At 67.2% G+C, this 21918-nt stretch carries 24 protein-coding genes; 9 read left to right on the top strand and 15 right to left on the bottom strand.

Going from position 1 to position 21918, the window contains the following annotated elements; genetic code table 11:
• Positions 1-84 precede the first annotated feature (84 nt).
• Positions 85-513 (top strand): hypothetical protein, encoded by a 429-nt coding sequence (locus AC50YM_RS08025; RefSeq protein ID WP_494956445.1) that lies wholly within the window; start codon positions 85-87, stop codon positions 511-513.
• 60 nt (positions 514-573) lie between these two features.
• Here the strand turns inward: AC50YM_RS08025 and AC50YM_RS08020 are convergent, their stop codons facing one another.
• Both AC50YM_RS08020 and AC50YM_RS08015 read right to left on the bottom strand, forming a co-directional pair.
• Complete coding sequence (locus AC50YM_RS08020; RefSeq protein ID WP_494956444.1) at positions 574-804, bottom strand: zinc-ribbon domain-containing protein; 231 nt, start codon at positions 802-804, stop codon at positions 574-576.
• 4 nt (positions 805-808) lie between these two features.
• Positions 809-1528, bottom strand: a complete 720-nt coding sequence (locus tag AC50YM_RS08015; RefSeq protein WP_494956443.1) for a TetR/AcrR family transcriptional regulator C-terminal domain-containing protein — start codon at positions 1526-1528, stop codon at positions 809-811.
• Between the two features lie 186 nt (positions 1529-1714).
• On the opposite strand from AC50YM_RS08015, the gene AC50YM_RS08010 reads away from it, so the two are divergent.
• Both AC50YM_RS08010 and AC50YM_RS08005 read left to right on the top strand, forming a co-directional pair.
• The gene (locus AC50YM_RS08010) at positions 1715-1987 is read left to right on the top strand and encodes a hypothetical protein (RefSeq protein ID WP_494956442.1); all 273 of its coding nucleotides are present in this window, start codon (positions 1715-1717) and stop codon (positions 1985-1987) included.
• Between the two features lie 72 nt (positions 1988-2059).
• On the top strand, positions 2060-2980 hold the full coding sequence (locus AC50YM_RS08005) for an amidohydrolase family protein (protein WP_494956441.1): 921 nt from the start codon (positions 2060-2062) through the stop codon (positions 2978-2980).
• Between the two features lie 7 nt (positions 2981-2987).
• On the opposite strand, the gene ligD is transcribed toward AC50YM_RS08005, so the two are convergent.
• Positions 2988-4010, bottom strand: coding sequence for a non-homologous end-joining DNA ligase (gene ligD, locus AC50YM_RS08000; protein WP_494956440.1), 1023 nt, complete (start codon positions 4008-4010; stop codon positions 2988-2990).
• Between the two features lie 71 nt (positions 4011-4081).
• Between ligD and AC50YM_RS07995 the strand changes: the two genes are divergently transcribed.
• Positions 4082-5404 (top strand): nicotinate phosphoribosyltransferase, encoded by a 1323-nt coding sequence (locus tag AC50YM_RS07995; protein WP_494956439.1) that lies wholly within the window; start codon positions 4082-4084, stop codon positions 5402-5404.
• Between the two features lie 89 nt (positions 5405-5493).
• On the opposite strand, the gene AC50YM_RS07990 is transcribed toward AC50YM_RS07995, so the two are convergent.
• From AC50YM_RS07990 to AC50YM_RS07970, 5 genes are all read right to left on the bottom strand, one after another.
• Positions 5494-5793: a hypothetical protein gene (locus tag AC50YM_RS07990; protein ID WP_494956438.1), complete on the bottom strand. Its 300-nt coding sequence runs from the start codon at positions 5791-5793 to the stop codon at positions 5494-5496.
• Positions 5790-6062 carry a hypothetical protein gene (locus tag AC50YM_RS07985; protein ID WP_494956437.1) on the bottom strand — a complete coding sequence of 91 codons (273 nt, stop codon included), beginning with the start codon at positions 6060-6062 and terminating at the stop codon, positions 5790-5792. Before AC50YM_RS07985 ends, AC50YM_RS07990 begins: the two co-directional genes overlap by 4 nt.
• A 106-nt stretch (positions 6063-6168) precedes the next feature.
• Positions 6169-8865, bottom strand: coding sequence for an ATP-dependent helicase HrpB (gene hrpB / locus AC50YM_RS07980; RefSeq protein ID WP_494956436.1), 2697 nt, complete (start codon positions 8863-8865; stop codon positions 6169-6171).
• A 175-nt stretch (positions 8866-9040) separates the two neighbouring features.
• A complete protein-coding gene (locus AC50YM_RS07975) occupies positions 9041-10054 on the bottom strand; it encodes an isopenicillin N synthase family dioxygenase (protein ID WP_494956435.1) in 1014 nt (337 codons plus the stop codon).
• Positions 10055-10181: 127 nt separating this feature from the next.
• The gene (locus AC50YM_RS07970; protein ID WP_494956434.1) at positions 10182-10832 is read right to left on the bottom strand and encodes a DUF2306 domain-containing protein; all 651 of its coding nucleotides are present in this window, start codon (positions 10830-10832) and stop codon (positions 10182-10184) included.
• A gap of 166 nt (positions 10833-10998) precedes the next feature.
• On the opposite strand from AC50YM_RS07970, the gene AC50YM_RS07965 reads away from it, so the two are divergent.
• From AC50YM_RS07965 to AC50YM_RS07955, 3 genes are all read left to right on the top strand, one after another.
• Positions 10999-11742: a TetR/AcrR family transcriptional regulator gene (locus tag AC50YM_RS07965; RefSeq protein WP_494956433.1), complete on the top strand. Its 744-nt coding sequence runs from the start codon at positions 10999-11001 to the stop codon at positions 11740-11742.
• Positions 11743-11803: 61 nt separating this feature from the next.
• Positions 11804-12808 (top strand): dienelactone hydrolase family protein, encoded by a 1005-nt coding sequence (locus AC50YM_RS07960; RefSeq protein ID WP_494956432.1) that lies wholly within the window; start codon positions 11804-11806, stop codon positions 12806-12808.
• A gap of 240 nt (positions 12809-13048) precedes the next feature.
• Positions 13049-13384 (top strand): YegP family protein, encoded by a 336-nt coding sequence (locus AC50YM_RS07955; protein ID WP_494956431.1) that lies wholly within the window; start codon positions 13049-13051, stop codon positions 13382-13384.
• A gap of 45 nt (positions 13385-13429) precedes the next feature.
• On the opposite strand, the gene AC50YM_RS07950 is transcribed toward AC50YM_RS07955, so the two are convergent.
• Both AC50YM_RS07950 and AC50YM_RS07945 read right to left on the bottom strand, forming a co-directional pair.
• Positions 13430-14446, bottom strand: a complete 1017-nt coding sequence (locus AC50YM_RS07950) for a hypothetical protein (protein WP_494956430.1) — start codon at positions 14444-14446, stop codon at positions 13430-13432.
• Between the two features lie 86 nt (positions 14447-14532).
• Positions 14533-14835 carry a DUF4193 domain-containing protein gene (locus AC50YM_RS07945; protein ID WP_494892080.1) on the bottom strand — a complete coding sequence of 101 codons (303 nt, stop codon included), beginning with the start codon at positions 14833-14835 and terminating at the stop codon, positions 14533-14535.
• A gap of 206 nt (positions 14836-15041) precedes the next feature.
• Between AC50YM_RS07945 and AC50YM_RS07940 the strand changes: the two genes are divergently transcribed.
• Positions 15042-15380, top strand: coding sequence for a YnfA family protein (locus AC50YM_RS07940; RefSeq protein ID WP_494956429.1), 339 nt, complete (start codon positions 15042-15044; stop codon positions 15378-15380).
• On the opposite strand, the gene ribA is transcribed toward AC50YM_RS07940, so the two are convergent.
• On the bottom strand, positions 15381-17312 hold the full coding sequence (gene ribA / locus AC50YM_RS07935) for a GTP cyclohydrolase II RibA (protein WP_494956428.1): 1932 nt from the start codon (positions 17310-17312) through the stop codon (positions 15381-15383).
• Between the two features lie 142 nt (positions 17313-17454).
• Here ribA and AC50YM_RS07930 point away from each other — a divergent pair, with 142 nt between their 5' ends.
• The gene (locus AC50YM_RS07930; RefSeq protein WP_494956427.1) at positions 17455-17946 is read left to right on the top strand and encodes a MarR family winged helix-turn-helix transcriptional regulator; all 492 of its coding nucleotides are present in this window, start codon (positions 17455-17457) and stop codon (positions 17944-17946) included.
• Positions 17947-18311: 365 nt separating this feature from the next.
• On the opposite strand, the gene AC50YM_RS07925 is transcribed toward AC50YM_RS07930, so the two are convergent.
• The 4 genes from AC50YM_RS07925 to AC50YM_RS07910 are packed head-to-tail and all read right to left on the bottom strand — an operon-like array spanning position 18312 to position 21848.
• The gene (locus tag AC50YM_RS07925) at positions 18312-18716 is read right to left on the bottom strand and encodes a universal stress protein (RefSeq protein WP_494956426.1); all 405 of its coding nucleotides are present in this window, start codon (positions 18714-18716) and stop codon (positions 18312-18314) included.
• On the bottom strand, positions 18713-20245 hold the full coding sequence (locus AC50YM_RS07920) for a tripartite tricarboxylate transporter permease (RefSeq protein WP_494956425.1): 1533 nt from the start codon (positions 20243-20245) through the stop codon (positions 18713-18715). Before AC50YM_RS07920 ends, AC50YM_RS07925 begins: the two co-directional genes overlap by 4 nt.
• A gap of 8 nt (positions 20246-20253) precedes the next feature.
• On the bottom strand, positions 20254-20841 hold the full coding sequence (locus tag AC50YM_RS07915) for a tripartite tricarboxylate transporter TctB family protein (protein ID WP_494956424.1): 588 nt from the start codon (positions 20839-20841) through the stop codon (positions 20254-20256).
• Between the two features lie 5 nt (positions 20842-20846).
• Complete coding sequence (locus AC50YM_RS07910; protein ID WP_494956423.1) at positions 20847-21848, bottom strand: Bug family tripartite tricarboxylate transporter substrate binding protein; 1002 nt, start codon at positions 21846-21848, stop codon at positions 20847-20849.
• Between the last annotated feature and the right edge of the window lie 70 nt (positions 21849-21918).

Below are 21918 nucleotides of genomic sequence, written 5' to 3'. Positions count from 1 at the left end.
GGGGCCGGATGGCCCTTACGGCTCGGCGGGTCCGGGGCCAACGCCTCTGGTGCTTCACCGTGGGGTGCGCCTAAGGTCGTTGGCATGACTGAAGCTCTGTCGTCTCTCGCGGAGACGTTCAAGAACGTGGGCGTGTCCCGGGCCTATGGTCCGACCGTCTCGGTAGACGGTGAGGAACTGATTCCGGTGGCCCTGGTGACCTTCGGCTTCGGCGGCGGGAATTCCAACGGCGGGAGCGGTGGCGGCAACACGGCCGGCGGGAACGCCATCGGAGAGAACACCGGCAGCGGGGCCGCAGACGCCGGGAGTGCCGCCGGGAGTGCCGCCGGGGACAGCGCGGCAGGCGGCGGAGGAGGCGGCTTCGTACTCCCGCTCGGCGTGTACTGCCGGGGAAGCAACGGGCAGGTCACGTTCCGGCCCAACAGCATCGCGGTCCTCGCCGGGCTTGTTCCGCTCGTCTGCGCCGTCGGCTATTCGGTCCGCGGTGCGCTCCGCACCCTCCGTCGCCGCTGAGCCGGTCGCGAATCCCGGTACCTGCCCCCGAGCCCGCACCGGCGCCAGGCGGCGCCTTCGCTAGCCGGCGAGTGAGTCCTTCTGCCGGGCCGTCAGGGTGTTGACCGCTCCGCAGTTCGAGCACGTAATGCGGTACGCCCGCGAGGTGGTGAACACCGGGACAAAGAAAAGCGTCAACCGGGTGGCGCGTTCCTCCAGCGCGTGGTGGGCGGACTGTCCACAGCGCCGGCAGATGGCCTGCCGGCCGGGCAGTGGACGCTGTACGGTCTTGAGTCCGAAGAGAATGAACATGTCCTCAGCTTTTCGAGGTCTGCGGCGCGGAAAGGTGGGCTGCGAGCCCGGACAAGAGGATGGTGATCCCCTGATCCAGCTCCTGGGCCCCGTCGTAGTCGGCGAGGGCGGGCGCCAGAGCGCGCAGCCGCGGGAACTCTTTCGGCGGAAGACGGTGCAGGCCAAGACGAAGCAGCGCCTCATTCTCGTCCGGGTCCACGATGAATTCCTGAAGTTCGTTGAGGATGTGGCCGTAAAGGAATCCGTAGTAGGCCCGGTACACGTGAAGGGCATCGGCGGCGTTGAAGCCGGCGTCGATCAGCAGCCCGAGGATTTGCTCCAGTGGCCGGAGGGTGCCCAGCGGGCGGAGACCTAGCGGGGTGGACAGCGGCCGGGTCACCAGCAACGGAACGACGTTCGGATGGCGGAGCGCGAGCAGCCGGAGGTCGTGGGCGATGCGCCGCAGCTGTCCCTGCCAATCCGGGTCGTCGCCGAAGATGGCCAGCTCGTTGAGGACGAGCTCGGTGACGCCGTCCAGGAGGGCGGCCCGGTTGGCCGCGTAGCGGTACAGCCCCATCGGATCCCGGTGCAGTGCCTGCCCCAGCCGGCGCATGGTCAGCGCTTCCAGTCCCTCATCATCGACGAGTTTCAGCGCCGCTTCCAACACGATCTCCCGGCTGAGGCGGTTCTTCCGGGTCACATTAACCGCATCTTCATCGACTGCGGGTTGCTGCGGGGTTGCCATGGTTTCTGCCACTTCCTCAAACCTGGAGGCCAGGCACCGCGACCGCGGCACCACTTGCCATGACTGTAGTCTACGCCTAATATCTACAATGTAGACACCCCTTCGGCGCCCCGTGCACGGCGCTGAAGTATCCGCTGCTGTAGCCACACGGCAGCATCCACCGCACAGCATGGAAGAGAGCCAACCATGGCCGCTTCACCGATGGTCCCTGCCCACATCGACCGATTCCTCGCCGAGGCCACCGTCGCAGGATCCGACGACGGATCCGTGCTGCAGAAGGACCAGCTCTACGGTCTATACATCAGTTGGTGCCTGCTCCATGACGCCGCACCGCACCCGGTATCCGACTTTTGGGCCGCCCTGAAGGCCCACCGCATCACCCCGGGCCGCAGCAGGCTCAGGATGGCCGGGCCTGCGGCCACCGACTACATCCTGGCCACGTATCCTGCGCTGAATTGAGGCCAGCGGGGCCACCTGTGCCCCGCAGTGTGTCATTGCGGGGCAGGCTGCCCGGCGTGGCACACTGTGGGCGTGAGCAACCTAACGGAAGAGCCAGTGGAAACGATGCAGGACGCTGACGTACCCCAGTGGTGGGCGCGCCTCGGACTCCCGGGGCTGATCGACATCCATACGCATTTCCTGCCGGAGCGGATGCTGCGGCGCGTATGGGCCCACTTCGACGAGGCCGGCCCGCTGATTGGCCGCCCCTGGCCCATCACCTACCGCACGGATGAGGCCAGCAGGCTGGCCCGGCTGCGCCAGTTGGGTTTGCGGCATTTCACCGCACTGACCTACGCGCACCGCCCCGGGATGGCGGCGGAACTCACCGATTTCGCCCTTGATCTGGCTGCAGCAGAACCGGACTGCGTCCCGAGCGCGACGTTCTATCCCGAGGACGGTGTCCTGGACCAGGTGCGGTCGGCCCTGGACCGCGGCGCGCGGGTCTTCAAGATCCACGCGCAGGTGGGCGGATTCGACCTGCGAGAGCCAATACTCGACCCCGTCTGGGGGCTGCTGGCCGAGTCCGGCGTTCCGATCGTTGTGCATGTGGGCAGCGGCCCGGTGCCGCGGCCCGGCTTCACCGGTCCGGACAAACTTGAGGGAGTGATGCGCCGCCATCCCCAGCTGACCGCCGTCGTCGCCCATCTGGGGGCGCCCGAGTATGGCGAGTTCCTGGACCTGGCCGGGAAATACCCTCGCCTCCATCTGGACACCACCATGGTCTTCACGGGATTCTTCGAGGCGGCCGCGCCTTTTCCGCCGGAGTTGCTGCCGCGGCTGGCCGCGATGCCGGAGCGGATCGTGCTCGGCAGTGACTTCCCGAACATTCCGTACGCGTACGCCCACCAACTGGAGTCACTGGAACGCCTCCGCGACCGGGAGCCCCGCCTCGACGACGACTGGTTGCGCGCAGTCTGCTGGTCTAACGGCGAGCGCCTGCTCGGCGTCTGATCGTCGCCTAGTCCTTGTTCCTGGCCCGGCTGGGCTGCACCCGCATGGGCTCGCCCGGCATCTTCGGGTAGTCCGGCGGGAACGGCAACTCGCCCAGCCCGGCCGCCAGGTCACGCTCCCACCAGCCAAGCAGAACGTCGATGGTGCCGGGTTTGGTGTGCATGTCCGCCCACGGGTCTCCGGTCGCCCTGAGCCGCTCCGGCACCGTAATGATGGTGAAGTCCTTCGTGCTGACATGCTCCAGCTCGTCCCAGCCGATCGGGCAGGAAACTGTCGCACCGGGCAGGGCGCGCGGACTATAGGCCCCTGCGATGGTGCGGTCGCGGTTCGCCTGGTTGAAGTCGACGAAGATCCGCGCCCCCCGTTCCTCTTTCCACCACGCGGTGGTGACGGCATGTGGCATCCGCCGTTCAAGTTCGCGGGCAGCAGCGATCACCGCGTGCCGTACCTCGAGGAATTCATGGCCGGGTTCAATCGGGGCAAACACATGCAGGCCCCGATTGCCGGACGTCTTGATGAAGGCCTCCAGTCCGGCCTCGGACAGCACCGCGCGCAGTTCCTGCGCGGCGGGTATGGCTTCCTCAAATCCGGTGCCCGGTTGCGGGTCCAGGTCGATCCGCAGCTGGTCGGGGTTGTCCGGATTGTCCGACCTTGAGGCCCAGGGGTGGAACACCACCGTGTTCATCTGGACCGCCCAGACCGCTGCGGCAATCTCGTCGAAGACGAGCTGGGGATGCGAGCGTCCGCTGGGATAGACCACCATTACCGAGCCCACGAAGTCCGGAGCGCCCCTGGGCGGATTTTTCGAGAAGAAGTGCTCGCCTTCGATGTTGTCCGGGAACCGCTGGAGTGTGACAGGACGGTTTCCGTTCGCCGCAAGGAAACAGTCGCCGACGTCGATCATGTAGCGGGCCAGGTCCAGCTTGGTCAGGCCCAGCTCCGGCCACAGGACCCTGCCGGGGCTCGAAATCCTCAGTTCCCGGTTTCCGTTGGGCCCGCTGACAGTGACGTTTGCTTCTTCCTTGGCCATTGGGACAACGTACCCCGCGATACCGGGCAACTGAAGAGCCCGCCGCAACGCACTGAGGAATAGGGTGAATCATGGACACCTTTCCAGCGTGGGACGGCCCCCTCACGTCCCTTTACACCGACCACTACGAGCTCACGATGCTGCAGGCGGCGCTGCACTCCGGCGCTGCCGGGCGACGGACGGTCTTCGAGGCGTTCGCCCGCGCACTGCCGGAGGGCCGGCGGTACGGGATCGTTGCGGGAACCGGCCGGTTGCTCGAGGGCGTCGCCGGTTTCCGTTTCGGACCGGCGGAGCTGGAGTTCCTGGACCGAACCGGCGTCGTCAACCGCGACACCCTGGCCCGCCTCGCGGACTTCAGGTTCACCGGCAACATCTGGGGCTATCCCGAGGGCGAGGCGTACTTCCCCTACTCCCCCGTCCTCATCGTGGAATCCAGCTTTGCCGAGGCCTGCGTCCTGGAGACCTATGTGCTGTCCGTCCTGAACCATGACAGCGCCATCGCGTCGGCGGCCTCCCGGATGGTCAGCGCGGCCGGAGGCCGGCCGTGCCTCGAGATGGGTTCGCGCCGGGCCCACGAGGAAGCCGCCGCCGCGGCCGCCCGTGCCGCCGTCATCGCGGGCTTCGCAGCGACGTCGAACCTGGCCGCAGGCCGCCGCTTCGGGCTCAGGACGGTCGGCACCGCTGCGCATTCCTTCACGCTGCTGCACGACACCGAACGGGAAGCCTTCCGGGCGCAGCTGGACTCGCTGGGCCCCGGAACCACGCTGCTGGTGGACACCTACGACGTCGAGGCGGCTGTCCGTACCGCCGTGGAGCTCGCCGGGGACAAACTCGGGGCAGTACGGCTCGATTCAGGTGATCTGATCGCACAAGCCCATTGGGTCCGTGAGCTGCTCGACCGTCTGGGGAACATCCACACGAAGATCGTCGTCACTTCCGATCTCGACGAATACTCCGTTGCTGCCCTTCGGGCCGCGCCGGCGGACGCGTATGGCATCGGTACCGCGCTGGTCACCGGTTCGGGCGCCCCCACTGCCGGCATGGTCTACAAACTGGTCAGCCGGACCAACGACGCCGGGGAGTTCACCGCGGTGGCCAAGAGCTCCAAAAACAAGATCAACCTCGGCGGCCGGAAGCACGCACTGCGCAGGCTGGACGCCTCGGGCACAGCCACCCACGAAGTCCTGGGCGTTGGCCACCCGCCGGCGGGGGAACCGAACGCCAGGCCACTGCTGCAGCAATTCATGAGCGGCGGAGAGCTCCTGCCGGGATGGATCGGGGCCGAGGCCGTGACGCGGGGCCAGCGCCGGCACGCCGCGACCATGGCAGAACTGCCCGACGTCGTCAACCGGCTCCAGCGCGGCGAGCCCGCCCTTCCGACTATCTATGTGTGAGGCCGGCAATAGGCTATCCATGAGTGAGGTCGAGCATATGGCTGAGGTCGAGCCTATGAGTGAGGTCGAGCATATGGCTGAGGTCGAGCCTATGCGTGCGGCCGACGCCGGGCGTGCCGGAATCCTTCAGGGGGCACGACGGCCAGGCCCGCCATGCTGCTGCGGCGTTCCAGCTCGTCGGTGACAAGCCGTAACAGTTTCCCCGCAGACTCGGAAAGGTTTCTGCCGTTGTCCGGCGAGGCCACTTCGACGCACTGCAGCAGTGCCGACCGGAGCCGCACCAACTGCACGGATGGCACCAGCGGCCAGCGGCGGAAGGAATCGAACATCAGTCCCGCGCCGTGGGTGTGGGCGATTGACCGGTACCCGCCGGCCAATTCCGGCCTCATGCTGCCCGCCCCCGGCCGGCCTTGCCGACTCCGATCAGATGGCTCCCCTGCCATCCCGAGTCGCGGATCATGGCGACGGCCTTGGGATCTGCGGCCGTCAATTTCCGCAGGTCCACCACGACGTCGAGGCCGTACCCGGAATTGCCCGCCCGGTGGGCGACGGCGATCAGGCTTGGAACGTTGCGAACGGTGAGTTGGCCCTCCGGTGAAACGAGGGCAGATTCCGAACTGAGGTCGACGGCGACAGTGATGCCGAGTTTGCTGGTCATAGTAAAAAGGTCCCCTGTGAAGCATGCGCGGTCGACTGCCTGACCGCTTCTAGGATACCCAACCCGCTGTGTGCCGCGTCACAATGACGTAACAGCTTCCCGTCAATCAGCTCCTGTTCTTGGTACGTGCAGTCGCAGGCGCCGTCCACGGATCCTCCGGCCAGGGATGCCGGGGGTAGCGTCCCCGCATCTCGGCACGGACCTGCGCGTAGGGCCCGGACCAGAACGAGGCGAGGTCATCGGTTACCGCCAGCGGCCGCCGGGCCGGCGAGAGCAGATGGAACAACACCGGCACCCGGCCGCCCACCAGCCGCGGTGTCTGGTCCCAGCCGAAGCACTCCTGCAGCTTGACCGCCACGACCGGGCGGCCGCCGTCGTCCCCCACCGCGGGATAGTCGATTTTCACCCAGGAGCCGCTCGGCACGTGGACCCGTTCCGGGACCAATTCCCCAAGCCGGGCGGCGTCGGGCCACGGCAGCAGCCGCCGCAACGGATCGGCCAGGTCAATTCCGCCTGTGCCGGCGCCGCGGGCCAGCGCCTCAAGCTCCGGAGCCAGCCATTCGTCGAGCCGGGCCAGCAAGGCCGCCTCGGACATGTCCGGCCAGGGGGCCCCGAGTTCCCGGTGCACCAGGGCGAGGCGGCGGCGCAGGGCGTCCGCCGCCGGTGACCATCCGAGGGTTCCGAGCCCTTCCTTCGACACCGCGCGGGCCACCGCAGCACGGCCCTCAGCGGCGGAGGGACGCACGGGTGTGGAGGACAGCAGGATCGCTCCCAGCCGGCGTTCCTTCCGGGCGGTGACCCGGCCCTGGCTGAACCGGGCCTCCACGGTTTCGCCGAGCAGATGCCGGGCGGCGGCCTCGGCGGTTTCCGCACTCAGCGGGGCGGCGGAGCGGATGACGGCGCCGGTGCCGGCCGCGTCGCGCCCCTGGGCCCGGGAGACCTCCGCGACGGCGAGCCATTCGTGCCCGGACAGGGAACTGCCGGCCGGAAGACCCGCCCTCGTCCCGGAGCTGAGCAGGTAGCGCTCCGGTCCGTCACCGGAGACCCGGTGCGCGACCCGGTCCGGGAAAGCGAGGGCGACGACGAAGCCGAGCGCCTCCGCGGCGGAAACAGCAGCAGACTCCGGAAGGGCGGCGCCGCTGGGCCGCTCCCGGCGGGCAATGGACTCCATCCGGCGGACGTCCTCCGCCCAGCGCCGGGACGCCGGATCCTTCCCAGCGCGCAGGGCAGCCAGGAGACGCGGAAGATCAGCGCCGGGGGCACGCTGGTCCCCGGCGACCAACGCGACGGCCTCGGCGGCGGTTCGGCTGCCCAGGGCGGCGGCCCCGTCAAGCAGGGCGCGGGCCAGCCGGGGATCGGCGGGCACCCTGGCCAGCGTCTTGCCGAGATCCGTGGCCAGACCGTCCGGCGCCACCGCGCCCAGTTCGCGGAGTACCTCAACAGCTTCTTCCATCGCGGCTACCGGCGGCGCGTCAGGCAGCGCAAGTCCCCGCCCGCCGGGCGATCCCCAGCAGGCGAGGACCAGGGCTGCGCCGGTGAGGTCGGCGACGGCGATCTCCGGCGTCTGGTGGGCCGGGGCGGCGCCGTAGGCCCTCTGGTCGTAGCAGCGGACTACCCGCCCGGGACCCTGGCGGGCCGCCCGCCCGGCGCGCTGTTCGGCGGATGCACGCGAGCAGGACACGTTCACCAGGCCGGACATTCCCCGGCTCGCATCCCGCCGGGGCTCGCGGGAGAGTCCGGAGTCGATGACAAGCCGGACGCCGGGAACGGTCAGGGAGGACTCGGCGAGCGACGTCGATACGATGATCCGCGGGCTGCCGCCTGGCTCCCGCCCGGAGACGGCGCGGTCTTGTTCCACCGGCCCGATCTGGCCATGCAGCTCCAGCACTTCGGCGCTGGTCCGGCCGCGCAGCCGGCCTGCGACATACGACACTTCCCGGGCGCCCGGAACGAACACCAGCGTGTCTACGTCCTGGCCGGACGAGGCTGCGTCGGCATGCGACGAGGCGGCGGTGTCCGCCACGTGGTCCAGAAAGGCGCGGGTCACTCCCCGTTCATCGAGCCGGGGTACCGCGGCCGGCGCCCAGTCCACGTCAAGGGCATAGAGCGCGGACGGACAGTCGATGACGGGCGCGGACCCGCCGGCGCCGGCGTCCCCCGCGTTACCAGCTGCCCCGAGGAGGGCGGCGAACCGTGGCGCGTCGAGCGTGGCGGACATGGCGACGAGCGCGAGGTCACCCCGCAGCTGGCGGACTTCGCCAAGCAGGCCGAGCAAGAGGTCCGTGTCGAGGCCGCGCTCGTGGACTTCGTCGAGGATGACGGCGCTCGCGGTTTCCAGTCCCGGATCCGCGAGCAGGCGGTTCAGAAGGATGCCGGGCGTGACGAATTCGATCAGGGTGCCGGGACCGGTCTGGCGTTCGCCGCGGACCGTGTAGCCGACGCGGTCCCCCAGCCGGCTGCCGTCCAGGGCCGCCAGGCGGCGGGCTGCCGATCGCGCGGCAACGCGGCGTGGCTGTGTCACCATGATGCGCGGCGGCACTGCCCGGGTCTGCTGCCCGGCGGCAGCCGCAGCGGAGTTGCCTGGCGCCATGTTGGCCAGCGTGAGGTTGGCCAGCAGGGGCGGGACCAGGGTTGTCTTGCCCGTGCCCGGCGGCGCCTGCACCACGGCGGTGGCACCGGGGCCGCCGGACCGCAGCGCGTCGGCCAGCTGGCCGAGCGACTGCGCGAACGCCAGACCGGACCCGATGGCCACCAGATCGAAGGGCGCGGGAATAGCGGTCAGCGGAAAAGCCGGAGAAGTCACGCCTCCATTGTGCCCACACGGCCCGGCCGCCCGGTGACCGCGCCGCCGCCCCTTCCCCACCCAACCAACGCGGGGTCACTCCGCGCCCATAAATCCCCTTGGGATGGGCCCGGAGTGACCCCGCGTTGGTTGGGTCAGGGGATGGCTACGTGCGCAGCGGGATGGGGACCGTCGGTCAGCCGTTCTGCAGATCGGAGTGGTGGGCGGCGACGACATTTGGGTGTGCCCGGAGCCGGTAGCGCAGAGCGTTGTCGCCGTAGGTTTCAAGAATCGGGCTGTTCGTCGGATCAACCGACAGGCCCCGCGCCTTGGACTGAAACTCCGGACTCACAGCGAGCTGCGGCATCGTCGCGTCCAGCGCAGGATTGAAGAAGAACGGAAGGGAAACCCGGTCAGTGCCGCGCAGGGGAGAAATCACGCGGTGCAGCGTCGCCTTGAGGTAGCCATTGGTGGCCAGCTCAAGCATCTCGCCGATATTCACGACAAACGTTCCCGGTACCTGGGGGGCGTCGATCCACTGCCCCTGGTACTCGACCTGAAGTCCACCCTTTCCGGGCTCCACCAACAGCAGCGTCAGGACCCCGCCGTCGCGGTGGGAACCCACGCCCTGCTTGGGCTCCGGGTCGGACTCCCCCGGATACCGCACAACCTTGAGCAGGGGAAAGGCCCGTTCGGCGAAGGCTTCGTCGAAGGTGTCTTCCGGTGCTCCGAGGGACAATGCCAGCGCACGCAGCAGGGTCAACGAGATCGCACTCAGCCGCTCGTTCCACTCCAGGACGATGTCCCGCATCTCGGGGAGGGCGTCCGGCCACAAGTTGGGACCTTCGAGACGCCAGTAGTCAGCGACGCCCGGCCCCGGCACCACGGCAGCACGCTCGACGCCGATATCGATCTGCTCGCGCCAGTCGACCGCTCCGTCTGTGAGCTCGCCGCCGACCCGGGTGTAACCGCGGAACTGGGGGCTGTGGACGTTTTCGACGGCGAGTTTCTGCTCGTCGGGCAGTTCGAAGAAGCGGCGGGACACGTCGAGCATCGAGTCCGTCAGCTCCTGCGGGATCCCGTGGCCGGCCAGATAGAGGAAGCCGACCTCGTGCATGGCGTCGCGCAGATCGTTCCGAAACCGAGCGGCCTCCTCCGGGCCCGCGCTCAAACGGGAGAAATCCAGGACGGGCAATGATTCGAGTGGCAACTTAATAGTCCTTTTCGATGAACTTGGCAAGCTGGGAACTGTAGTCGCTCTAATGTTACGGAGCGGACATCCCGTAGTGGCATTTAGATGTCGATTTAAGACATCGAACTCCCTCAGCCCGGCAAGGTCACCGGGGCACCCGGGCGGCAGCCCTGACCGGACCGCCGACAGGACGAGGCACACGCGCGGCCAGCGGGGCGCGCCGCTGGATGACGACCTCGGCCACTGCCAGGTTGATGATCCAGGCCGCCGCCATCAGCTGTGCCCGGGTCAGTTCGTTGGGCGTTCCCACCAACAGCATCCAGGGAAGGATCACCAGCGCCTGGGTGCCCGCCGCGACCCCGATGGCATAGCCGCGCGTCATCCAGGCACTGTGGCCGACGAAATCGCGGCGCCGGATCGCTACGAGCCCCAGGATGATGCTGACCAGCATTGCCGAGCCAAAAAACAGCCGGATGGGGACATCAGTGCTGCCATCGGGAAGCGGGTAGAACGCCGACATCCACAGACCGGAGAGAGCGGAAAGCAGGCCTGCCGGAATGAGAATGCCTCCGGCGACGCGATGCCAGGCCCGCCGGCCCCGCAACGCGGGCACGAATTGAAATGCGCCGAGCAGGCTGTAGATGGTGACGCTGACAATGTGGATCACTACGGGAACCGGTGAGGCAAAAAACCGGGCATTCTGCGGCGTGATGGCTGCGCCGCCAGTCAACTCCGTCATCCGGGACGCGCCGGCGAGCACCGGGATCAGGCTGAGCAGGATCAGGGCGACGGGCACTGGCCACTGCGGCGCGGTCCGCCTGGTGGACTGCCTGGTACTGCCGGATGTCGTTGTCATGGCCTGGTCCTCAATGCAGGTGGTGTACGACGTACACCGTTCGCCATTCAAGTTAGGTGTACGGTGTACACTTGTCAAGAGCAAACCGTCAAGAAAAGGGATACGGATGACTCAGCAGCTCGAGAACGCACGCCGTACGCCCCTGAACCGGGACCGGCTCCTCACGGCAGCCGTGTCACTCGCCGACGACACGGGCTTGGAGTCGCTCAGCATGCGCAGGCTCGCCGAGGAACTGGGCGTGGTGCCAATGGCGCTGTACAAGCACGTCGCCAACAAGGAGGAACTGCTCGATGCAATGGTCGCCAGCCTCATCGGCGAGATCGATCCCCCCGTCCCCGGCACCGACTGGAAGAGCGCCGTACGGTTGCGGGTACTCTCCGCAAGAGGGGCGCTACTGCGGCACCCGTGGGCCCGGCGCGCGATTGAGTCCCGGACCAATAAGACCCCCGCCGTCCTGGACTACATGGAATCGTTCATCGGCATGTTTCTGACCGGGGGCTTTTCAGCCGATCTCACTCACCACGTGATGCACGCCCTCGGAGGCCGGATGTGGGGTTTCACCCAGGAGCTGTTCGATGACTCGGCAGGCCCGGCGGCGAACCCCGCCACTGATTCCCCGGCGGCGGTGTCGCCGGACGCCCAGGCCGCCCTGTTCGAGCAGATGGCGGCACGGTATCCGAACATCCTGGCAGTCGCCACGTCGAAACCCCACGATGAAGGATCCGTCGTCGGGCACGGCTGCGACGACCAGTTCGAGTTCGAGTTTGCCCTCGATCTGCTCCTGGACGGTTTCGAGCGGCTGCACATGCAGGGCTGGTCATCGGCGCAGAAGAAGACGGACAGCCGGTAGCCGTCACCCGATAGGCCGAGGCAGGATCGACCTTGCCTGTCCCCCGACTTCGGAGGAGGATGTGCGCACACTCCAGGAGGCCTTCATGAGCACGCTCGGCAAATTTGAGAAGTACCTGATTGAGGAATTTTTCGACGATTACCGCGCCGGGGCCCTGAGCCAGCACAGGTTCACCCGCCGGGTTGCGTTCATTACCGGCAGTATGGCCGCAGCGTCGGCCGCGATGCTCCTGGTCGGATGCACGCCGGAAGAAGTCCCGCGCAGCACCGACCCGATGCCGACACCCAACTCCTCGCCGCCGTCGGGCCCGGCCAACGTCAGCGGTCCTGCCGGGCCGGTGCCGGGGGCCAAGAGCCCGCTCTCCGTCCCCGAGGGCGCGCCGGGCCTCAAGACTGAGACGGTGCGCTTTCCCGCGGATGGAACCGAGATCGGCGCCTACCTGGCCCGGCCGGCGTCGGGTACGCCCGGACCGGCGGTCCTGGTCTGCCACGAAAACCGTGGGCTGACCCCGCATATCGAGGACGTGGCGCGCCGCTTCGCCAAGGCCGGCTACGCGGCCCTGGCGCTGGACCTGCTCAGCCGGGAAGGGGGCACGTCCGCAATGGACCGCGACGCCGTCCCCGGCGCCTTGACGGCGGCCGGCGCCGCGCGCCACGTCTCGGATTTCGCCGTCGCCTTCGATTACCTGCAGTCAAAGGACTTTGTCGACCAGGGCCGGATCGCCATGACCGGGTTCTGCTTCGGCGGCGGCATTACCTGGCAGGCCGCGACGGAGCTTCCGGAACTGAAGGCAACCGCCGCGTTCTACGGGCCCTCCCCCGACTTGGAAAAGGTCCCCACGATCAAGCCTGCTGTCTTCGGCGTCTATGCCGAACTTGATCAGCGGATCACGGGCGCATTGCCGGCGCTGCGGGAGGCCCTGGCCGCCACGGATGTCCGCCACCAGCTCACCGTCTATCCCGGCGTCGACCACGCCTTCCACAACGACACCGGACAGCGGTACGTTGAGGCGCAGGCCACAGCTGCCTGGAATGACACGCTCGCCTGGTTCGCCAAATACGTCTGAGCGCCGACTATTTTTTTCGATGGGGACCTCTGATCCCGGCGTTGCACAGCTTTTACCCAGGGTTTACATGCTGTGCCTTGTGGGCACCGCGGGCGTGCAACAAACTGGAATGACTAGATGAACAGTTCCCTCGCGGCCGTTCGACCCGGACAGCGCGGCAGGAACGCAGCGATGCGTCCGACCGCACTCCGCGGATTCGACGGCAGGGGGCAGGCTCCAAAGGCGGGGAGGAACACGAGGATGACTGGAAGTATTGAATTGTTCGTGGACGGGCAGTCGAATTTCCGATTCCGGCTGAAGGCACCGGACGGCACCATTATGGCGGTGTCCGCCGCGTTCATTTACAAGTCCGCAGCCGTCGCCGGCATCGAAGCGGTGCGGGAGTGTGCCGGCATGGGGCTGATTACCGATTTGTGCCCCGGCGGCGCGAGAGACCACGGCCGGCTGGAATCCACCCATTCCAGCGTCGCCGCGCAGGCCCGTCACGACTGGCATAAACGGGCCGACGGCTCCCACACCCGGGCCAAGACCATCCGCCGGGCGGCAATGGCGACCAAATGGATGGGCGCGGCCTAGCACCGGCGGGGCAAGGCCCGTCCTGACCCGCCCGCAGGGGGTTGGCTACGTGCTCACACCGCCGTGATACCACCGCAGCACGCGCAGCGCCCGCAGGGTGTTCCATCTGCTCGGCCCGCCGTCGCCATCCTCGAGTTCGAAGTGGGTCTGCCCGGGGTGGGTGTTTTCCAGAAGCCAGGTGCCGTCAGGCTGTTTCTTCGATTGGACCAGCTCGACGGCCTCTGCGACGCGCGGGTCGGGCGGGTCACCGGCGGAGCGGAAATAGTCCAGGGCACGGAGCACGTCGTAGTACCAGCGGGTCGGATAGCTGAACTCCAGCCAGGCCGCATCGATAACCTCGCCGGTGCTTTTGCGGCGGAACAGCCTGCGTTCGAGCAGATACTCCTTGCCGCGCCGGCGCGCCTCGACGGAGTCCGCTGAGCCGCCGGTTGCGTGCTCGTGCGCCAGGAGTCCTTCGAGCACGTTGATCGTGGTGGCGGCCGACGAAACCTTGGCGCCGTACTCAGCCCAGCAGTTCCAGCCGCCGTCGCCGAGTTGCTCACGGACAAGCCGGGCGACCACGGCGTCTACATCCTGGGCGAAGTAGGCGCCCAGACCCACCGTCATGCCGTTGATGCAGGGCTCGACTTCACCGCTGAAGTAGGGCTGGCCGCCCTCTTCCCAACGGCAGTTTTCCCGCACCAGGGCGACGGTCTGGCGCATTTGCTCGCTTGCCGGGTCGGCACCGAAGTCGCGCAGCTGCAGGAGGCTGTACGTCGTGGCGGTCCAGGGCTGGCTGCCGTCCTCGGGTGCCTCATGGCCGCCGGAGTCGTGCCCGCCGTCCGCAGCGTCAGTCGCTTCGGGAGGTTCGACGCCGGGCTGGCCGCCGCGCGCAGGGAAATAGGCTCCCCCGGCCCATTGGCCGTCCTCCCCGCGCAAGGCCAACAACCGGGCGCCCCACCCCTCGGTGGTTACCCGTGCGCGCTCGGCGGCCACGACGTGGGCCGGGGCGCCGGCCAGGTCGCGCAGCGCCTGCCAGCGGACGGAAGGGTCAGAATCGAGCAGCCAGTCCAGGACGGTCATGCGCCGATTGTAGTGCTGGCGGTGTCTTGTTCACATAGCTTTGTTCGACCGGCGGCGCCGGATTTCACCGCCGGTCGGAGGAAGGTTTAGCCTTCGCAGTCAACGCAGTACGCGTGACCATTCTTCTCGCGGGCGATCTGGGAGCGGTGCCGGACAAGGAAGCAGGAGTAACAGGTAAATTCGTCCTCCGCCTGCGGAATGACCTGGACGACCAGTTCCTCGGCAACGAATTCTCCGCCCGGGGTGATGGACCCGTCCAGTGAGTCCGCTTCATCGAGCTCGCTCACCACGCTGCGCGCGTCCGGGGCGTTGGCGGACTGCAACGCCTCCAAGGACCTGTCCTGCGATTCCTTAACGTCGGAACGTACTTCATCGTAATCGGTTGCCACTGAGGTGTTTCTCTCTTCTTCGGTTTGCGGGTTCGGCTAGGTGTTCAACATTCGGAACCTCTGGGGTATTCCCATCCCCAGAGGATACCCGCGCGGAGACGTGCGCACGAGCGGCCGCCAGGGATGCGCCCCGCAGCTCCCCTGACTCGGGCGAATCCAGCGGCCCGGCGCAACAGCCACGGCACCAGCCCTGCGATGATGGGCCCGTGACTATCGCCAAATCGATCGTGCTGTTCATCCTCGCCGCCGCAGCTGAAATCGGCGGTGCCTGGCTGGTCTGGCAGTCGGTCCGCGAAGGCAAGGACTGGTGGTGGGCCGGTGCGGGCGTCGTCGCCCTGGGTGCCTACGGCTTCGTGGCCACCTTACAACCGGATGCGCATTTCGGTCGCATCCTGGCAGCCTACGGCGGCGTCTTCGTCGCTGGATCGCTCGCCTGGGGCATGATTTTCGACGGATTCCGGCCCGACCGATGGGACATCGTCGGGTCAGTGATCTGCCTGACGGGCGTGTGCGTGATCATGTTTGCGCCGCGGAACGCCGGCTAGCTAGAACGAAGGGATCGTAAACCCCAGACCCAGCAGGCCGCGGCCCGCCTGCTCGAGGATCGGATCGATCGTCAGGGTTGGATGATTGAGCAGCACGTTGACGTCTCGTTGGATCCGCTGCAGCGGATGCGAAAGCCGGTGGGCGCTGCCCCCTGATCCTGCCATCACGATGCGGACAGCTTCCGCCGACGCCTCCCCGCTGAGGGCGAGCGAGAGCCGATGCCGGGCACGCTCCTCCTCCGTCAGCTCTGAAGGCTGACGCTGATACGCGGCGGAAACAACCCTGATCGCCTCGTCCCAGTGCAGTTGTGCGGTGACCATGAGCCCGTACGCCTGCGAGAAGCGGGCCTGCGCGAGCGGCGAATCCGCCTGGCGGTTCTCCACGGTGTTCTTGACCTTGCGCACCAGCGTCCCCGCGCGGAACAGTTCGACGGCGTGTTCGGCGGCGCCCAGCGCGGCGGCCGGTGCCAGCAGGTTCAACAGGGTGGCCATGGGGGTTTGGATGATGGGCTCCGGATGGATCCGGCTGCCAGGATTGTCGGCCGCCCCCAGCAGCGCCCAGTCCAGGGTCCGGTATGCCGGAACGAACAGCCGCTCTGTCCGGACGTCATTACTGCCCGTGCCCCGCAACCCGGCCGTGTGCCACACGTCCAGCAGCTCGACGTCGGAAATCGGCACGAGGCACTGCAGGCGCGTGTCCCCGTGCTGCGCTGCCAGGAGGACCCACCCGGAGTGCATCACGCCGGAGGCGAAGCTCCACCGGCCGGAAATAGCAAAGCCGCCCGGGACTTTCTCGGCGGTCCCTACCGGAGCCCCGGTCGCGGCGGCCAACGGAGCGGGACCATTCGCGAAAACTTCATCCTGAACCTCCTGCGGCCACCGTGCCAGCATCCAGACGTGCTCGATCAGGTGCCCGGCGGTCCAGGCGGTGGAGGCGCAGCCGCGGGCGAGCCGGCGGACAGACTCTGCATACGTTGCGAGACCCAGGCCAAACCCGCCGACAGCCTTTGGCGACAGCAGCTGAAAAACGCCGGCGTCCGTCAGGTCCTCCATCGTGGAGTCGGGGATGCGGCGAAGATTCTCCGTTTCCTCGGCCCGCTCCCTGAGCCGGGGAATGAGCCCGTCAATACGGCTGAGCAGCCCTTCGTGGGTGGGCAGGGCTCCGTCGGCCGCAATGTTGCCCGCGTTTGCGACCCCGCCGGTGTGCTTGCCCTCACCGGTGTGCTTGCCCTCACCGGCGTCCGGCCCGGGTTCGACGCCGACCGGCAGATCGAGCGTGTGGCCGGTGTGGTCGCGTTTCGCCGTCAGGTAGCGGTGGTTGGCCTCCGACAGGTGCACCCCGGTGGGAAGCTGCTCGGTGACATCGATACCGAGGGCCGTCAGCTGCGCGGCCTTGTCCGGGTTGTTGCTGAGCAGGCGTACCGAGGTGGCGCCGAGGGCGGCCAGCATCTGAGCGGCGGCAGCATATTCACGCTCATCCTCGCCGTGGCCGAGGGCAAGGTTGGCTTCGTAGGTGTCCAGACCGGCGTCCTGAAGCGCATAGGCATCGAGCTTCGAGTAGAGGCCGATGCCGCGGCCTTCCTGCCGGAGGTAAAGGAGGAACCCTCCGGTGTCTGTGATCTGCTCGACCGCCTCACGCAGCTGCGGGCCGCAGTCACAGCGCTGGCTGCCGAACACGTCACCGGTCAGGCATTCGCTGTGCAGCCTGACGAGAGGCGCCGGGCCCGTGGGCCCCTGCTGCAGCAGCACCTGCTCCCACTCGCCCAAGGCGAGCAGCAGGTGTTCTTTGCCGTCAGACAGCCCCCGGAACGTGAGCACCTGGGTGGTGGCGGTGAAGCCGTCCGGAAAGCGCAGCGGAACGGTGACCTGGCTTCGGACTGTTGCCGGCGCAATCGCCAGGAGCGGTGCTGCTGACTCGAACAGTACGGTCATCTGAGGTCCAAACGGGGCACGAGCATGTGGGTCCAATCAGAAATTTACTTGAAGATTGAAGTTAACCGTAGCGACCGTCAGTTCACGATGCAAGTGATTGCGACGCCAAATCACTTCATGCGTGAAGTGTTACGCTGGCCCGATGGAAGCCTCGGTGGAACCCCAGTGGTTGAGTAGCGAGGAGCGCCAGGCCTGGTTAACGCTTGTCGGCGTCATGGCCCGGCTTCCCTCAGCCCTCGATGCCCAGCTCCGGCGCGACGCCGGGGTCAGCCACTTTGAGTACATGGTGCTGGCTGGCCTCTCCGAAGCTTCCGGCCGCACGCGCCGGATGAGTGAGCTGGCCGGCTTCACGGAATCCGGTCTTCCCCGGCTGTCCCAGGTGGTCAGCCGGCTGGAAAGGCGCGGCTGGGTGCGCCGCTCCCCTGATCCGTCCGACGGCCGCACCACCCTCGTTACGCTCACGGAGGACGGGTGGGAGAAGGTCGTGCAGACGGCGCCTGGCCATGTCGCGGCCGTCCGGGCGCTTGTCTTCGATCCGCTGACCAGAACCCAGTCGCGCCAGTTGGGTGAGATCGGCCAGCGCATCCTGCGAGCCGTCGATCCCATTGCCGGCCGCCTGCGCGACACGGACTAACACCAGATCCCCGCATGAAGGCTCCGCAGGTCCGGGCGGAGCGAACCTCAATGATCCCCGGGACCTGCCCGTAGTTGCGCACAGGGTGTTAAATAGTACTAAAAGCAGCACGACGTAACGCTGCACCAGATCAAAGTGCATGAGATGGATGCTGCATGATGTGCGTTTGACTGCCTGTTGCTTGCCGGAACCGTGAGGTCCGGCGCGAGACGGGGCCGGCGACGTGCGAGAGCCCTCTGAGACCGGGGCATCTCTCCCCAGCCGTCGTCGACCCCCCCTTGGCCGTTGCGACAAACGGACACAGGGCGGGTCCGAACCAAATGGTTCGGACCCGCCCTGTGTCACCGCCACGAGTTGCGGCCGTCTCAGCGCCCGGCGCCGTCTGCCTTGACAGCCAGGACCGGACGGTCGGCCTGGATCAGGATGCGCTGGGCATGGCTGCCCATGATGAATTTGCCCACCTGGGTGCGGTGGCGCAGGCCGATGACAATCAGCGACGCATTGACCTCCCGCGCGAGCTCGAGAAACTCGTCGGCCAGGTCGTGCTGATACGAGGGCTGCATCACGGATGCCCTAACGCCGGCGGCCGCGGCGCGCTTCGCGGCCTCCTCAAGAAGTGCTGCGGTGGCCACGGCCTTGTCGACCAGCGCGCCTTCGCGGGCCGAATTGACGATGACGAGGTCTTCGTTCCGGAGGGTTGCCTCCGCGATACCGGCCGTGAGTGCGGCCTCCCCGGCGGGTGTGGGGACGAAACCGACGATGATGCTCATACCTTCTCCTTGATTTGTTCAGGTGCAGGCACTCCAGGGGCGGAGGGCTTGCGCTTGGCCAGCACGGTCCGGATGCCCGGGAGGACCGCGACGAGCACGAAGACGATGAGGAGCGTCGCCGAAATCGGGCGGCTGAAGAATCCAGTCGGGTCCCCGCCGAAGACCAGCAGCGAACGGCGGAGCGAGCTTTCCAGCAGGGAGCCGAGGACGAAGGCCAGCACAAGCGGTCCCGGTTCGAAGCCGAACTTCTTCATGAGGTAGCCGATGATGCCGAAGACAACGACGAGCGTGACATCGAACATGCTGTTGTTAATGGTGTAGGCGCCCAGCAGGGTGATGAGGGCGGTGACGGGGGCGAGAATGGCGGCCCGCACCCGAAGGATCTTTACGAACAGGCCCACCAGCGGCAGGCTCATGATCAGCAGCAGGATGTTGCCGATATACATGGAATTCACCACGCCCCAGAACAGGTCCGGGTGCTCCTCGACAAGCTGGGGGCCCGGCGTCACACCCTGGATCAGGAGGGCGCCGAACATCAGTGCCATGGTGGCGTTCGCCGGGATCCCCAGCGTGAGCAAAGGGATGAACGAGGAGGTCGCGGCGGCGTTGTTGGCCGTTTCGGGACCGGCAACCCCTTCCGGAGCGCCCTTTCCGAACCGCTCAGGCTGTTTGGCCCGCTTTTTCTCCATGGCATAGGACGCCATCGAGGCAATCGTTGCGCCGCCGCCGGGCAGGATGCCGAGGAAGAAGCCAAGGACCGAGCCGCGTCCGATCGCTCCCGAGGCCTGCTTGAGGTCTGCGCGGGAGGGCCAGACGTTGGTGACCTTCGAGGGTGCTTTGGCGGCGCGGTGGCGTTCCTCGAGGTTGTACAGGATCTCACCGAGACCGAACACGCCCATCGCGATCGGCACGAAGTCGATTCCGTCAGCGAGCTCCAGGCTTCCGAAGGTGAAGCGGCCTTCGCCGGTGAAGATGTCACGGCCCACGGTGGCGAGCAGCAGTCCCAGTGCCGCGGCGATGAGCGCTTTGGCCTTGGATCCGTTGCTGATGGTTGCCACCAGGAGGATCCCGAGCAGCGCGAGGGCCGAGTATTCGGCCGGGCCGAAGTCCAGGGCGAAGCTGGCCACGACCGGCGCCAGGAAGGTCAGTCCGATGATGGACGCGGTGCCGCCGATAAAGGAGCCGATCGAGGCCAGGCCGAGGGCCGTGCCGGCCTTGCCCTGTTTGGCCATTTGGTAGCCGTCAAAGACGGTGACCACTGACGATGCCTCGCCGGGCAGCTTCAGCAGCACGGAGGTGATGGTGCCGCCGTACTGTGCCCCGTAGAAAATGCCGGCCAGCATGATGATGGCGGTGACGGGTTCGACGTTGTACGTGAGCGGGAGCAGGATGGCGATGGTTGCCGCGGGCCCCAGTCCGGGCAGCACACCGATCAACATGCCGATGACGACGCCGATCAGGCAGTACAGGAGGTTGGTCGGCTCCAGGACAACGGTGAATCCGTTGATCACGGGATTCAGAAAATCCACGGGGTCTCCTAGAAGAGGTGGGGGATGGAGGTGTTGAGCGCCAGGACAAAAATGCCGTAGAACGCTGCCACGACGATGGCGCTGACCAGCAGGGTGGAGCGCCAGGTTTCGCCGCCAAGGAACCGCATCCAGATGATGCACAGCACGAGGGCAGGCAGTTCGAAGCCGGTGGCCGGCATCAGCGCCACCATGGCGGCGAGGGTGACGAGCCCGGTCAGGGGGGCCATGGACATGCGGGTGAATTTCTCGGCGTCCCGGTTGTGCCGCCCGATGATGAGCTGGAAGAGTCCCAGGACCACCATCACGCAGCTGATCATGAACGGCCACAGTCCGGGCTGCGGTGCTGCCGGGGTACCCAGGCCCATCGCCAGCGACAGGAGGAGCGCGCCGATGCCGACGCCGAGGACCACCAGCGAGGCGGCCGTGTTGGCCAGCGCGCCGGCTGCAGGCGGCTTCTCATCCTCCCACTGGGCGGCGAGTTGCCCGGGCGTAAACTCCTCCTCCGTTAGGTCCTTGGGCAGGTCGGGGGCGTCCCCGCCGGAGCGGGCAGCTGCATGGCCGCCCTCTCCGGCGGACACAGGGGGTGTTGCTGTCACAGGAATCACTTGGTCCCGTTGAGGCTGATGCTGTACTTCTCCACCAGGGACTTGTACTTCGCGGCGTAGTCCTTCCACTGCGTGACGACTTCCTCGCCCGAAATCTCCTTCGGGGTCAGGAGGTTCTGCTCGTTGAAGGACTTGTAGGCATCGGACTTGAACGTCTCCTGCAAGGCCGCGAGCAGCTTGTCCTTCACGTTCTGCGGAGTGCCCTTGGGGGCAGCGACCGCCCGGTACTGGGCCACGGGAACGTCATAGCCCGATTCCTTGGCAGTGGGCGTATCCGGCAGGAAGGAGTTCCGCCCTTCGGAGAAGACCAGGAGCGGGGTTACTTTGCCGGCCTTGATCTGCGGCATCGCTTCACCGAGCTGGACGGTGGCCAGTTCCACCTGGTTGCCCAGTACCGCGGTCAACGCCGGTTTGCCGCTGTCGAAGGGCACGTCCGTGCCCGCCACGTTGGCCTGCTTGAAGAGCACCGCCTGGGCCAGCTGGCTGCCGGTACCGACGCCGGTGGTGCCGAAGGTGATGTTCCGCCCCGCCCCGGTCACATCCTTGATGGACCTGAACCCGGATTTCTCGCTGGCAACCAGCACGTAGTCGTCCTGGGACAATCCGGCGATCACATCGAAGTCGTCGATATTCACTGCCTCGTCCGCGGTGACGGCCAGCGGGGTGATGGTGATCAGGGACGCGTTGAGCAGCACCAGGTTCTGTCCGTCGGCGGGCTTGCCCGCCACTTCCTTGCTGGCCAGGGCGCCGTTGGCGCCTGGCTTGTTGACCACCGGCATCGGGGCGCCGAGGGTCTTGGCGGCGCCCTCGGAGATCGCACGGGCAATGAGGTCGGTGCTGCCGCCGGGAGCCTGGCCAACGGTGAAGTTAACGGGCCCATTCGGATATTTTGCGGAATCGGCAGTGCCGCCTGCGACGTTGCCACACGCGGTCAGCGCCAGGAGCGTGACGGCGGAAGCCGCGCCGAGCACGGTGCGGCGCGAAGGGAAGTGCATCATTGGAACTCCTCGTTGGTGGTCGGGGTCATGGCCCCGGAAGCATGTGAACCGCATCACTCCGGTTCGCTGA

It is taken from the genome of Pseudarthrobacter sp. RHLT1-30-1, from assembly GCF_059383415.1.
This window is presented reverse-complemented; position numbering and strand designations above follow the sequence as displayed.